10 protein-coding genes are annotated in these 15,034 nt (G+C 40.3%); all 10 read right to left on the reverse strand.

From position 1 onward, the window contains the following. Window positions 1-169 precede the first annotated feature (169 nt). Window positions 170-1,723: an L-glutamate gamma-semialdehyde dehydrogenase gene (gene pruA, locus SPK86_RS12040; protein WP_284141371.1), complete on the reverse strand. Its 1,554-nt coding sequence runs from the start codon at window positions 1,721-1,723 to the stop codon at window positions 170-172. A gap of 174 nt (window positions 1,724-1,897) precedes the next feature. Then, window positions 1,898-3,112: a CamS family sex pheromone protein gene (locus SPK86_RS12045; RefSeq protein WP_284141370.1), complete on the reverse strand. Its 1,215-nt coding sequence runs from the start codon at window positions 3,110-3,112 to the stop codon at window positions 1,898-1,900. A 37-nt stretch (window positions 3,113-3,149) separates the two neighbouring features. Beyond that, on the reverse strand, window positions 3,150-5,168 hold the full coding sequence (gene ligA, locus SPK86_RS12050; RefSeq protein WP_330949465.1) for an NAD-dependent DNA ligase LigA: 2,019 nt from the start codon (window positions 5,166-5,168) through the stop codon (window positions 3,150-3,152). A 14-nt stretch (window positions 5,169-5,182) separates the two neighbouring features. After that, on the reverse strand, window positions 5,183-7,408 hold the full coding sequence (pcrA, locus tag SPK86_RS12055) for a DNA helicase PcrA (RefSeq protein ID WP_330949466.1): 2,226 nt from the start codon (window positions 7,406-7,408) through the stop codon (window positions 5,183-5,185). A gap of 59 nt (window positions 7,409-7,467) precedes the next feature. Beyond that, window positions 7,468-8,151 (reverse strand): heptaprenylglyceryl phosphate synthase, encoded by a 684-nt coding sequence (locus SPK86_RS12060; RefSeq protein ID WP_443089780.1) that lies wholly within the window; start codon window positions 8,149-8,151, stop codon window positions 7,468-7,470. Between the two features lie 197 nt (window positions 8,152-8,348). Beyond that, window positions 8,349-8,651: a YerC/YecD family TrpR-related protein gene (locus SPK86_RS12065; RefSeq protein ID WP_284141367.1), complete on the reverse strand. Its 303-nt coding sequence runs from the start codon at window positions 8,649-8,651 to the stop codon at window positions 8,349-8,351. Window positions 8,652-8,668: 17 nt separating this feature from the next. Continuing rightward, window positions 8,669-9,718 carry a DUF3048 domain-containing protein gene (locus tag SPK86_RS12070; protein ID WP_330949467.1) on the reverse strand — a complete coding sequence of 350 codons (1,050 nt, stop codon included), beginning with the start codon at window positions 9,716-9,718 and terminating at the stop codon, window positions 8,669-8,671. Between the two features lie 306 nt (window positions 9,719-10,024). Next, window positions 10,025-11,764 (reverse strand): adenine deaminase C-terminal domain-containing protein, encoded by a 1,740-nt coding sequence (locus SPK86_RS12075; RefSeq protein ID WP_330949468.1) that lies wholly within the window; start codon window positions 11,762-11,764, stop codon window positions 10,025-10,027. A gap of 240 nt (window positions 11,765-12,004) precedes the next feature. Further along, on the reverse strand, window positions 12,005-13,258 hold the full coding sequence (gene purD, locus SPK86_RS12080) for a phosphoribosylamine--glycine ligase (RefSeq protein ID WP_284141364.1): 1,254 nt from the start codon (window positions 13,256-13,258) through the stop codon (window positions 12,005-12,007). Window positions 13,259-13,487: 229 nt separating this feature from the next. Continuing rightward, window positions 13,488-15,020: a bifunctional phosphoribosylaminoimidazolecarboxamide formyltransferase/IMP cyclohydrolase gene (gene purH / locus SPK86_RS12085; RefSeq protein ID WP_330949469.1), complete on the reverse strand. Its 1,533-nt coding sequence runs from the start codon at window positions 15,018-15,020 to the stop codon at window positions 13,488-13,490. Window positions 15,021-15,034 lie beyond the last annotated feature (14 nt).

The following is a 15,034-nucleotide window of genomic DNA, read 5'->3' on the forward strand; positions in this document are numbered from 1 at the left end:
TTCAGATATTTCATATTGGGAAAGTTGAGGGGCTTATATGACGTTAAACCCAATAAAAACTTTCCTACTTTCCTAATCCATGAAAATCAGTCAACCTCTCAGCAGAAAAAAGGCCCCTTTTACCATTTATTTGGATAAAAGAGGCTTTCTACAAAATAAGACTTTTTTCTTAAAACATTTCGGAAGTCGTTTTTCCTTGCATATGCTGAATTAGGTAATCTGGACCACCAGCTTTAGAATCCGTTCCAGACATGTTGAAGCCGCCAAATGGCTGATAACCAACAATTGCTGCCGTACAACCACGGTTAAAGTATAAGTTTCCTACGTGGAAATCTTGACGGGCTTGTTCTAAATGTGCCCGATTATTTGTAATAACAGCACCTGTCAATCCATACTCCGTATTATTAGCAATTTCAATTGCCTCATCAAAATCCTTTGCCTTTGTTAAAGCAACGACAGGACCAAAAATTTCATCTTGCATAATTTTAGCTTGTGGATCTACATCAGCAAATACCGTTGGCTTAATAAACCAACCATTGCTGTCGTCTCCCTCACCACCAACAAGAAGCTGTCCTTCTTTTTTACCGATTTCGATATAACTCAAAATCTTATCATATGCAGCTTGGTCAATGACCGGCCCCATAAACAAGTTACTTGGATCAGCTGGGTTACCAACCGTTAATTCTTTTGTCAGCTCGACAACGCGATTCTTCACTTGATCATATACATCGGCATGAATAACGGCACGTGAGCAGGCAGAACATTTCTGACCTGAGAAACCGAATGCAGATTGTACAATCGATTGTGCTGCAAGCTCAAGATCTGCTTCATTATCAACAACAATCGTATCTTTTCCACCCATTTCAATAATCGTACGCTTTAACCATTTTTGCCCTTCATGAACCACTGCAGCACGTTCGAAAATACGTGTACCAACTTGACGTGATCCAGTAAAGCTAACAAAGCGCGTTTTCGGATGGTCTACTAGGAAGTCCCCTACTTCAGAGCCTGGGCCAGGAATGTAGTTAACTACACCTGCTGGCATTCCTGCTTCCTCAAGCACCTCCATAAGCTTATAGGCAATAACTGGTGTTGTGCTCGCTGGCTTTAATAATACGGTATTTCCTGTTACCATTGCAGCAACGGTTGTACCTGCCATAATTGCGAATAAGAAGTTCCAAGGAGAGATTACTAGACCAACTCCTAATGGAATGTAATGAAACTGATTATATTCAATTGGACGGCTTTCTACCTCTACACCGTCTTTAATTCTCAACATTTGACGTCCATAATATTCAAGAAAGTCGATTCCTTCTGCTACATCCGCATCTGCTTCTTTCCACGGCTTCCCACCTTCTTTAATAAGATGTGCCGTAAATTCTAGCTTGCGACGACGAACAATAGCAGCAGCACGGAATAAAATATCTGCTCGAAATGTAGGATCAGATTTTCTCCATGTTTTCTCAAACGTTTCACTGGCAACCTGCATCGCTTTTTCTGAAAGCGCTTTATTTGCTTTCGAAACATAGCCAATAACTTCTGCTTTATTAGCAGGATTCACAACTTTTATTTTTTCATCCGTTGTAATTCGTTCTCCACCAATGATGAGCGGATATTCTTTTCCAAGCTCTGCTTCTACTTTTTTCAAAGCATCTAGCAGCTGCTGCTTATTTTCCTCTACGGTGTAATCTGTAAAAGGCTCATGCTTGTATGGTACTACCATGAAAAAACCCCCTTGAAATTTATCCGGTTTATTCCAGCCATCCATTTTCTTGTTGAACTTCAATATCAATAAAGCATCATAAAAAAACGGAGTGGAATATCCACTCCTTATTTTAACGGAAATAATCATATGCTTCAATGAATCTAGCATATTTCTTCGTCATCTTCTTTGAATTTAGTGAAAAATATGAACAACCGGATTCTTTTCTCCTGGTTGGCGATAGATTAAGCTTTCCTGCTGGGCACTTGATGTTACATTGATTTCTAGCTCATAATGATCAGGAAAAAGCTCTTTCACCACGCCATACGTATATTGTGTAAAGCCAATAACCTCTGCCTTACCATAAAATTCAATCGGTATATCAATGGTCAGCTTTCTTAATTCCTTATTTATATAAAAACCTTCACCAATTACCCCAACATAGTTCGGAAAGTATTTGGATATTTGATCTGTAAAGCTTTTTATCAGCTGAGCATCATCAAAATATGCTTCGTTCGCCTTGTTTGATGGGAATAATATATGTTCCTCTTGAATCGACTCCCACTTATCGATTGAATTATGTCCCTTTTCCACATAGGTTTTTGCGACAAAGTTTCCTGGTACAGGGGAATCCTGGCTTGCTTCCCGATAAATTGCAATCATAACCGGTACTTTTTCTAAGCCCTCGGTTTTTCTAACCCGTTCTAAAACAGTTTTCGCAATTTTATTCGCTTCTTCCAGCATTTTCTTTTTGGAAATATCCTTATAATAAGGACCACCCGTTTCCGTTGAAAAACGATATACGGACTTCATTGAAATACCAAGCGATAATCCAACTATTTGCACCGTATTATCTTCCTTCTTTTCCAGAAAGTTTTGCTCCAATATATGAGAAAGATATTTAGGGTACTTCTCCTGCAATTCCTTATTTTCCTCATCGGCTATTGCTGGGTTTAATCCGAGCTGTAGCTTTTCTCGAATTCTCTCTTCATTTACTGTCATTTCTGCTTTCTTTAATCGGGCTATCTCTTTCTTTACCGCTTTCTCTAGCTCTTCCTTTGTTAGCTTACGTTCTAACCAATTATAGACGACATCCTTTTTTAAATACTGCCCTTCTTCAAAATAATATTTTTCAGGATCAAAGTATTCTTTGGAATGTCTTCTGAGTCCTTCTTCCATGGAATCGATATCAACTCGATTTGCTAATTGATTAACGATGACACCTCTTGCTTCACTCGGACGGTAAGGAAGAATCATGCGATAATTATTCTTTGATAGCTGATAGCTCGGAACAATTGAAGCTTCTTCCTTTGATTTTTCATTTTGAAGCACTTCATCATCATTAATTTTTGGTGCGCAGCTCGTTACAAATAACAGGATACTTATTAACAAGAACAATATTTTTTTCACGGTCTTCCCGCTCCTTATTTCCCTTTGATTATTCATCTTATTGCTTCTCTTCTTCGGCTTCCAATATATTTTTCAGCTGTGCCTCATCCCAAATTGGAATGTTAAGCTGTTGTGCTTTTTCATATTTTGAACCAGCTGCTTCACCAGCTACAACAATATCGGTACTTTTACTGACACTGCCGGTTACTTTTCCACCAAGTGCTTCAATGCGTTCTTTTGCCTCTTGACGGGTAAATTGCTCAAGCTTTCCTGTTAACACGATTGTTTTTCCTGAGAATACAGCATCCTCAGCAATGGCTGCTTTTTTAGGACCTTTATACGTCATATTTACACCTAGCTCACGAAGCTCGCTTAGCAAGGTAACAACCTCTTCTTCTGCAAAATATTGAACAACCGCATCGGCCATTTTCTCGCCAATTTCATCCACTGCAATGAGTGCATCATATGTTGCATTTGCAAGCTGGTCCATTGTTTCAAATTCCATCGCTAACGTCTTTGCAGCTTTTGCTCCGATAAATCGAATACCAAGACCAAATAAGAGTTTTTCTAAGGAGTTTTCCTTGGATGCTTCAATAGCCCGTAATAAATTATCTACTGATTTTTCACCCATCCGTTCAAGTGATAATAACGCTTCTCGCTCCAGACGGTAAACATCGGCAATCGTTTGAATCAGTTTTTCACGGAACAACTGGCTAATAACCTTTTCTCCAAGTCCATCAATGTTCATTGCATTCCGTGAAACAAAGTGAATAAGCCCTTCCTGCAATTGCGCAGGACAATTCGGATTCATACAGCGTAAGGCGACTTCTCCATCAAGACGGACAAGCTCACTATCACATGCTGGACACTCCGTTGGCATGGAAAACGGCTGCTCATTCCCTGTTCGTTTTTCTGTAATAACGCGGACAACTTCTGGAATAATATCGCCTGCTTTTTTCACAACAACAGGATCACCAATACGAATGTCTTTTTCACGAATCAGGTCCTCATTATGTAATGAAGCCCGTTGCACGGTCGTACCAGCCACCTTCACTGGATCAAGAATCGCCGTTGGTGTAATTACTCCTGTTCTCCCAACACTTAATTCAATGTCTCGAAGGGTCGTCATTACCTCTTCAGCAGGAAATTTATATGCTATCGCCCAGCGCGGACTTTTTGCAGTGTAGCCAAGCTCCTCCTGCTGTGCAATGTTATCAACTTTTACAACAATGCCATCAATTTCATAATTCAGGTTAGGACGCGCCTCTGTCCAATAGTTTATATAATCGATGACTTCTTCAATCGTGCTGCATTTCTTCCATTCTGGGTTCGTTTTGAAACCTAATTCCTTAAAATAAGTTAAACGTTCACTATGAGAAGCAAGCTGCTTACCCTCCCATTCACCTACACCATACAAAAAAACATCCAGACTGCGGGAGGCTGCAATTTTGGGATCTAATTGACGTAACGATCCAGCAGCAGCATTGCGCGGATTCGCAAAAAGCTCCTCCCCATTTTCTTCCCGTGCTTTATTCAGTTTTAAAAAGGATTTATGCGGCATATAGGCTTCACCACGCACTTCAATTGTATGCTTATCCTTAATCGATAAAGGAATACTGTTGATTGTACGTAAATTGCTCGTAATGTCTTCACCGACTGTCCCGTCCCCACGGGTAGAGCCTTGAACAAATTGACCATTTTCATATCGTAAGGATACCGCTAAGCCATCAATTTTCAATTCACAAACATACGTAGGAGGCGTATCGGTTCCTTGACTAGCTCGACGCGCAAAATCGCGCAAATCCTGTTCATTAAATGCATTACCAAGACTAAGCATTGGGATCGAATGCTCTACTTTTGTAAATCCTTCTAACGGCTTATCCCCTACCCGCTGTGTAGGTGAATCAACTGTTATTAGTTCTGGAAAAGCTTCCTCCAGCTGCCGTAGCTCCTGTAGCTTTTCATCATATTCTGCATCAGGAACAGTTGGCTTATCGAGCACATGGTACTCATAGCTATATTGATTTAATACCTCTCGTAATGCTTGGATTTTTTCCTGTGCTTGTTGTTTGTCCACCAGCAAGCACCTCCCTACTGTTTCGTTATTGGAGCAAATTTAGCAAGCAAACGCTTGATTCCTGTTGGGGCAGGAAAAGCTACATCGAGCTCCAGTCCTTCGCCTTCTCCCTGTACCTTCACAACCGTTCCGACACCCCACTTTTTATGTGCTGCTTTATCACCGGGCTGCCATGATTCGCTTTCTGCACCTGTTGTTGTTTGGAGTTTTTGCGCTTTTCGCTTTAATGAAGCAGGCTGTCCCTGCGTTCTTCGATTTGCAAAAGCATTTCCAAACATTGTTGTTCGTGCTTGTTCGATTCCATCCATGAGCTCTTCAGGGATTTCATTAATGAATCGACTAATTGGATTCATATTTGTTCTTCCATATAAGGTACGCATTTTTGCGTGTGTAAGAAATAACTTTTGTTCTGCTCTTGTTATTCCAACATAAGCAAGTCGGCGTTCTTCCTCCATCTCGTCGTCATCAAATAACGAACGACTATGTGGGAATACATTTTCCTCCATCCCAATTAAGAATACGACTGGGAATTCCAATCCTTTCGCTGCGTGTAATGTCATCAATGTTATTTTTTCGTTATTATCAGGATCTGCTTCGTCGACCCGATCAATATCCGCAATTAAAGCAAGGTCTGTTAAAAAGGCAATTAATGTTTTGTCGGCCGCGTTTTTTTCGAAATCCTGAGTAACCGTCATAAATTCCTCAAGGTTTTCTAAACGACTTTGTGCTTCAATTGTCCGTTCGTTTTTCAGCATTTCTTCATAGCCAGAGCGGGTTAATACAGCTTCTACCATGTCGGTTGCTGTTAAAAATTCTTGTTGCTCATGGAGTGTTCGAATAAGGTCACCAAACGCTGCGAGCGCATTTGCCGCCTTTTTCGATACACCGGTAAAATCAACTTCCTTTACTGCATCATAAAACGAAATCCCGTGTTCCATTGCATAAACCCGCAAACGATCGATAGAGGTTTTTCCAACCCCGCGCTTTGGCTCGTTCACTACTCGTTCAAAGCTAATGTCATCATCTGGATTCGTAATTAATCGTAAATACGCAATCATGTCTTTAATCTCTTTACGATCGTAGAATTTCGTGCCACCAACCATTTGATAGCTTACACCTGATTTAACAAACGTATCCTCAATTGCACGTGATTGCGCGTTTGTTCGATATAATATCGCGATATCGCTCGGCTTATAGCCTTCTTCTCGAACTAATGCTTGGATTTTATCTGTTACGTAAAGCGCTTCTTCCTGTTCCGTTGCGCCTTGGAAATACGTAATTTTTTGTCCATCTGGGTTTTCGGTCCACAGATTTTTCGGCTTGCGACTAGAATTATTGCTGATTACTTTATTTGCCGCCTGTAATATAGACTTCGTCGAGCGATAATTTTGCTCGAGAAAAATCGATTGTGCAGCTGGATAGTCTTTTTCAAAGGTAAGAATGTTCGTAATATCGGCTCCTCGCCAACGATAAATAGACTGGTCAGAGTCCCCAACCACACAAATGTTTTGAAAACGACTGGCAAGCTGTTTTACTAAATAATATTGTGCATGGTTCGTATCTTGATACTCATCCACATGAATGTATTGAAAGCGTCGCTGATAATATTCCAAAACCTCTGGCACACGTTGAAACAAGTGAATCGTCTGCATGATTAAATCATCAAAATCCAGTGACTGGTTTTTTCGTAATATTTTTTGATAAGCAGTGTACACGTTGGAAACCTGCCGATTATAAAAATCGCCAACCTGTTCTGCAAATTTTTCTGGTGTTACTAGCTCATTTTTAGCCGCACTAATTTGTCCGAGCATTGCACGCGGATCAAATTTTTTCGGATCAATATTCAAATTCTTTAATACTTGCTTTACAACAGAAAGCTGATCACCACTATCCAAAATTGTAAAGTTACGATTATAACCGATGCGATCGATATCTCTTCGCAGTATCCGTACACACATCGAGTGAAAGGTTGATACCCACATATATTCACTTTCAGGGCCTACTAATCTCCCGACCCTGTCTTTCATTTCACGCGCTGCTTTGTTCGTAAAGGTAATCGCCAAAATATTCCGAGGCGCGACACCCTTCTCTTCCATCAAATAAGCAATGCGGTGTGTTAGCACTCGCGTTTTTCCACTTCCTGCACCTGCCATAATTAAGAGCGGTCCATCTGTATGCTTTACCGCTTCAAGTTGTTGTTTATTTAGTCCTTTTAATAAATCATTTGTTGCTGGACTCATTATTGCTCACCACCCAAAAAATTGTTCAATCTCTATCTAACTGTATGCAACTATTTAATCTATTTCACTGCATCTACTGTTCGGATTGCTTCCTCAAAGTTCGTGTACAGGCTATTTCCTACAATAATCACATCCGCATGCTGCTTCATTTCTTTCGCCTGTTCCACACTTTCGATCCCACCACCATAAAATAGCAATGTCTCCTCAAGCTGACCTTTTACTTTTTCAACGAGCTGCGGATCACCATATGTACCGCTATATTCCATATAAAATATCGGTAAATGAAATACATTCTCTACCATATAAGCATACGCTTCTACATCCATTTCATTAGGGAGCGTACAATTTGTTGTCGTAAAGGCTTTCGCCGATTCATTTAGAATACAATAGCCTTCGACAAATATTTCATTCCAATCCATGATATCCTTATATTGCTTAATGGCTTCATGCTGGATATCCATCATCCATTTTTTCTCTGTGCTATTCAATACCATCGGGATAAAATAATGATCAAACCCCGGGGTAATCATTTCCATATTCGAAACCTCTAATATACACGGAACCGTATAGCGTCGGATGCTTGATAATAAATCGAGCACATTGTCCAATGTAACATCATCTGTTCCACCGACAATAATCGCATCTGTACCTGACTCACATACCCGCTCCAGCTGTTCATCAGAAATTTCCTTTGCTGGATCTAGCTTAAACATATGCTTCCATTCATTTTTAATTGTATACAAAGGACTAAACCTCCATTATCATAATCCATTAGTTTATTATAGCAAAAATCGGTAGGGGAAAATAAGGAGAACCAAAAGTTTTTTCGAATACCTCTTCTAGATTACGATTTAGCGAGGTCTATCTATTGGCTTTTATTCAGAACCAAACGATAAGGGGCAGCTCATAAGCCTTGCATGACTTATGGGTTGCCCCTCCATTATTTTTCTTTCTTTTTTTTCATACGATCGAGAACCATTTTATACCCGTCACTACCATAATTAATACATCTGCGCACCCGGGATATCGTAGCAGTGGATGCTTTTGTTTCTTTTTCGATGACACTATATGTTTGTCCTTCGGTTAGCATTTTGGCAACCTGAAGCCGCTGAGAAATCGAATGGATTTCACTCATCGTCGCAATATCATCAAAAAAGCGATAGCATTCTTCTCGATCCTTTAATGAGAGAATCGCATCAAAAAGCTGATCTAGCTGTTCCCCTCGTAACTTATCAATTTGCATATAAGACGCCTCCTGCACTACTCATTTGAAACATGTACAGACTGTTCCAATCCAGGGCTTGACGGAATAACATTAATCCATGTTTTTCCTGGTACGAATCCGACAGGCTGTCCATCCTTTATTGGTAGAATTCGGCCATTTCGATTTTCCCATTGCAGCTTCTGAAGCTTTCCTTTTTGTAGTAAGTATGCTTCTCCACCTGATTCGATGTCAACTGCTCGTCTACCATCATCATCAATGATTTCATGATGCGTTTGGATAATAAATACGTTGTCTGCTTGAATGGCTTCCTTTGTTTCTAATTCTACGGTTTGTTCACGATCATTCGAGCGATTATATTTCCCACTTGCTTCATCATAATCATATTCTACAATTTCCATTGGATTTGTTGAATAGACAATTTCAACATGTGCTGCTTGCTCACCCTCAAGCGCACTTATTTCATCCTTCGTTAAAAACGGCAATGACTCATAATTCCGTTTCATATCGTAGCCCTTTTCTTCTGCAACATCGACTACTGCATCAAACTGTAAATAGGAATTATGCGGTGCTTTTCGGAAGCTTTCGCGCTTAAAAAGATGTCCGTCATTATCATAATACGCACCATTTAAATGCTCAATTCCGCGTGTCTTAATCATGTCATCCACAAATCGAGCAGCACCATGATAAATATAAAGTGCATCATAGCCATTTGCCAACTCAAAATAGTATTCTCTTGCGCTTCGAACTGGCCCCACAACCTCTGGCTGCTCACTTTGGAATAATGCTAAAAAACGTGTGATTTTTCCTTCTGCTAATATTTCAAAAACGATATCCGCTTTTGATAATCCCGTTTGTGGTCTTGCATTGGAATGATTGTTTACCATCACACCAACAATTCGTTGATCCACTTTTTCATTTGTTCCAATCCCAGTTAACGGATACACATCCTTAGGTGCTTGAGACTTTTCCGAAACCTTATTCTCTCTGTCTTCATTGTCTTCTGCTTTTTGATCGTCCTTGGAGCATGCTGTCAATGCAAATACCGTAATAGCAACTACGAATAAAATTGATACCCATTTTTTCATTTCCCCAACACCTTCTACTAAAGTTGATTTTTTAATTCTATGTTATTTTTTTATCAAATAAGCCTCGCTTGATTGTCGTTTAATTTTCAGGGATAAATGCACACACGCTTCCTAAAAAAATCTATCGTATCTACGAGAGCTTATTTAAATCAGTAGGGAGTTTGAACGGACGCTATTTCAAGGAGTCTCACCCTTTTTCAACCGCTTGATCATAAAAAAACTGTTTCCCCAGCTTCGCTTCTGCAAATGAAGTAAAAGCAAATAACAGAAGCTAGACTAATTGAATAGCTCAGCTTCTATTATATGCTATCGCATCGTAGCTGGGAAGAGGACAGCTTTTTTCTTTATATCCATAATCCCTTGCTGGGTAATACGAATATAGGGCAAATGCGTAGAGGATAAAAATAAGATACTATATATCGGATCAGCAAATGGATAACCAAATGCTTCTAAATGCTGCTTCAACTCTTTTTCCTTGGCAATTAATGTCTCCATTCCCCCATCAAACATAACCCCACCTAGTGTAAGTGGAATTTCGATAAGCACCTCTCTTTGATGCACAACAACAATTCCTCCACCAATCGCTTTCATTCTTTTCCAAGCGAGAAGGAGATCTGGCTTACTCTTACCAATAAAGACAATATCACCTGTTGTAGAATACGAGCTAGCAATTGCTCCTAGACGGTTTGTAAATCCTTTTATTGTCGTATTAACCCGCCACTTTCCTTCCCTGTCCAAAAGAAGTAAAAAAGCATCTTGTCGGTTATCTGGCAGAATATCTGGCGTGAGATCTGTTTGAATCACATATGGCTTCATAATAACGTCATTCACCATCTCTAATCCAAGTGGTAATGAGAATTGTAAATCATGTATTGTAAGATCCCAATCCACGGCAAATGAATCGATCCCATAATCTTGCCAATCTATCGTTCGTGCACGCTCCACTTCTTCGCCATTTCGAACAAGCCATTTTCCTTTTGCGATGACATCTACCGGGTGTGGATTATCCTTCGCCGCTAACATATTTATATGTGCGACGCGTCCAGGAGCGATGCTGCCGAGCTGTTCTTCCATTCGTAAATGCTTTGCCGCGTTAAAGGAAGCCATTCGATACGCTTCTTCAACTGGCAGCCCATTTTCAATTGCAATTTCAATACAAACATTTAATAATCCACGTTCATAAAAAGCAGGTGTTGCCCCATCTGTTGTCATTGTCAGATGGTCAAAGGTCGTCAGCTGCTCTTGTAGCATTTCAGAAATAAGCTTTGGCAGGTCAGGTCGAATAGAAGAATAGCGTAAGCCAACCTCATAACCAAGCTGCAGCCTTTTGACAATATCCTTTCCAGAGATAGACTCATGGTCCCCACTCGCCCCTAAAAGCTTTAGCTTTGTTAATGTTTCTTCTGATGCCCCTGGAAAATGGCCTTCAACTGGTTTGCCAAGTCGCTTTGTTTCTTGAATCCAATACAGTAACCGATCATCACCATTTAAGAGATTTGGCCATGAAGTAAGCTCTCCTCCTTGCAGTACAGCAGGATGTGCTAACCAATCAAGGACAGTTCTCGTATTAAACAGCTTTTCCTCATCCTGTAAAGCAGTTTGCGAATCATATCGCGCCCACCAATACATCGATATTGGTAGCTTTTGAAACGCATCCAATAAAGAAAACGCTTTCTTGTCATCCATTAAAAAATGCCACATTAAGCTATCACTAACAAGGGTTGTGGTACCAAATTTAGCGGCATGATATGCAAGTTCTTCTGGATTATATAATTGGAAGGGATGTGCATGTGGTTCAATATACCCTGGAACAAGATACTTACCTGTACAATCCACGATTTCTGTTCCTTGTTGCTGAGATGGCATTGCATCACCTACGTATACAATCCGTTCATCATAAATCCAAATATTAGCCTCTAGCCATGCTTTCGTATACATATTTAAATAAACAGCATTTGTGAGAACTAATGTCGGAGATGTGATCCCATCTAAAACGCTAACATGCTTTCGTAATTCTCGATTTCTCCAATTCCAATTCTCCATCATAAAACAACTCTCCAGTGATTTTTGTAATTTTTTTTAGTTTAACACACTTTATGCTTTTACACTGTAAAGTTTTGAAGAATGAAAGTAAACTTTTTGTGACAAATTGCGAAATCTCTTTTTTTTCCTAAAAAAGGTAGGATTCTCCTTTGATAGCGTCAAGCTTGTTCGTACGAGAATAAAAGAAAGTGCCGCATATATATAACGACACATCAAGGTAATCTTATGTAGCTTTTCTGTTTCTTATAGCTCCTGCCCAATATCTTGACGGTAAAAAAACGAGTTTTGGTCTGAGCAAAGCGCTAATGTGCGATATACATTTTTTCTTGCTTCTTGTATATTCGCATGCTTTGCTCCAACAAGGAGGACCCGACCACCATCAGAAGTCAAACGGGCATCAGCTTTTGTCTGCTTCACTCCTGCATAAACAATAAAGGACCCATCCTCGAGAAGTTCTGGAACAGGCGCATCCTTTTTATATTGCTCTGGATAGCCTTCTGCTGCTAATACGACTCCTATACACGTTTCTTGTGCCCACGATAAATGCGGATTATTGCCTGCGAGAACATCTGTCAGCACTTGCAGCAAATCATTTTCTAGTAAAGGTAAAACAACCTGCGTTTCTGGATCACCAAAGCGCGTATTAAATTCAATCACCTTTGTACCTTCCGCTGTTTGAATTAACCCCGCATACAGAATCCCTGTAAATGGGCGGTTTTCTGCCCTCAGACCATCGACCGTTTTCTGTAAAACGGCTGTAGTTGCGTACGCTAGCATTTGTTGATCAACATCCTGAACAGGCGCATAAGCACCCATTCCACCTGTATTTGGTCCTTTGTCACCATCAAACGCACGCTTATGGTCACGAGCAGGCACCATTGGATACACCTTGTCATGATGAACAAATGCCATTAAAGAGAATTCTTTTCCCTCTAAAAACTCCTCGATTACAATCTTATTTCCTGCTTCCGCATATGCTTTAGCAACGAGCATATCATCAATGGCTTCATCGGCTGCCTCGATTGTTTCTGCGACAACAACGCCTTTCCCTGCTGCAAGACCATCTGCTTTAATGACGATTGGGACTCCTTTTTCTTTTACAAATTGCTTCGCTTTCGCTGCATCTGTAAATGCTTCATACTGTGCAGTAGGAATGGCATGTCTCATCATAAATGCTTTAGCAAAGCTTTTACTTCCTTCTACTATCGCCGCTTCTTTTGTAGGTGCAAAAATTGGTAGCCGTTCTTGCTGAAAGCGATTGGCGATTCCTGCCATGAGTGGGTTTTCTGGTCCGACAATCGTTAGGTCAATCTGATTTTCTTTGGCAAACGTGAGCAGTCCCTCGATATTCGTTTCTTTAATTGGTATACATTCTGCTATTTTTTCCATTCCGGCATTGCCTGGTGCAACATAGAGTTTATCAAGCTGGACACTCTTTGACAGCTTCATTGCAATACTATGCTCTCTTCCCCCACGTCCTACAACTAACACCTTCATGCATATGCCTCCTTGTATATGATGTTTAAACACTATTTTCCGCTTAGTACGTCTTACTCTATAAATTATTACACGTTACTTGCACTACAAGCGGACGTTTTCCACAGGTCTCTTTATGCAGATATATAGCTTGCTTTTTTCTACCTTCAAAGCTTTTTCTATTCTCTGAGAATGAATAGGTTTGCCCCTGTTTTTTATCGCTCGCTTCGAACAATATCATCGACCACGATTAATGTTTAAAATGACGAACCTTTGTAAACACCATCGCGATACCATTTTCGTTGCAAACATCAATCGAATCCTGGTCACGCTTTGATCCACCTGGTTGAATAATGGCAGTAATTCCAGCCTTTGCAGCTGCTTCTACTGTATCAGGCATTGGAAAGAATGCATCTGATGCAAGCACCGCACCAATTGCCTGCTCTTCAGCTTGGTTAATCGCGATAGTTGCAGCTCCGACACGGTTCATCTGTCCTGCCCCTATGCCAACCGTTTGTTGTTTTTTTGCCAGTACAATTGCATTGGACTTCACATGCTTTACTGCTTTCCAAGCAAACAGTAAATCACAGAGCTCTGCTTCTGTTGGCTTTCGTCTCGTTACAAACTCTAGGTCAGCTTCCTTCACACGTGCATGATCCATACTTTGGACGAGCAAGCCTCCATTTACACTTGTAAGCTTATGGCTCATTGAAGGAAGTTCGTCCATCGATAGGGTCAATAAACGGATGTTTTTCTTTGTTGTTAACAAAGCAAGTGCTTCCTCTGTAAAGCTTGGTGCGATGATAATCTCAAGAAAAATTCCGCTTAATTGCTCAGCTAGCGATTGATCGATTTCCTTATTCACCGCAACAATCCCTCCAAAAATAGAAATTGGGTCTGCTGCATATGCTTTTTGAAAAGCAGTGTACAAGGAATCAGCTACTCCAATGCCACACGGGTTCATATGCTTTACCGCAACAACTGTTGGCTCCTTGTACTCGCTGATAATTTCTAAGCAAGCATTTGCATCCTGAATGTTATTATAGGAAAGTGCTTTTCCATGAAGCTGCTTGGCTGCCGCGATACTTAATACTTCTTGCCGTGGATCACGATAAAATGCTGCACGCTGATGTGGATTTTCTCCATAGCGCAACGTTTGTACCTTTTCATAGGTAGCCGTGTATGTTTCCGGGAATTCATCATTGGTTATTTCGTTAAAAAAGCCAGAAATCATGGCATCATAATTTGCGGTATGACGAAACACTTTAGCTGCAAGCTGTTTCCGGAGCTCGTCATGTACTTTATTATTCTTCAGTGCTTCTAAGACGCGGGAATAATCTGCTGGATCGACAACAACGGTAATATTCTCATAGTTTTTGGCAGCTGCACGGAGCATTGTAGGCCCACCAATATCAATATTTTCTATTTTATCTGCTCGAGTAGCACCCTTTTTTAGGAGTGTCTGTTTAAATGGATATAAATTAACGATGACGATATCAATTCGTTCAATAGAATGTGCTTTTAACTGGCTTACATGCTCAGGATCTGCTTGCTTTGCTAAGATACCACCATGAATAAATGGGTGTAGCGTCTTCACTCTTCCATCTAGTATTTCTGGAAAACCAGTAATATCTTCTACAGAAATCGCCGGTATACCAGCTTTTTGGAGCGCTGTTAACGTTCCACCTGTTGAAATTATCTCATAGCCGAATTCTACTAACTGCTTAGCAAAATCAGTGATGCCTTGTTTGTCTGAGACACTAATTAGTGCACGTTTTTTCATTGTCTTTGCTCCTC

This window comes from Virgibacillus sp. MG-45 (assembly GCF_036409425.1).
Taxonomy (GTDB): Bacteria; Bacillota; Bacilli; order Bacillales; family Amphibacillaceae; genus LDC-1.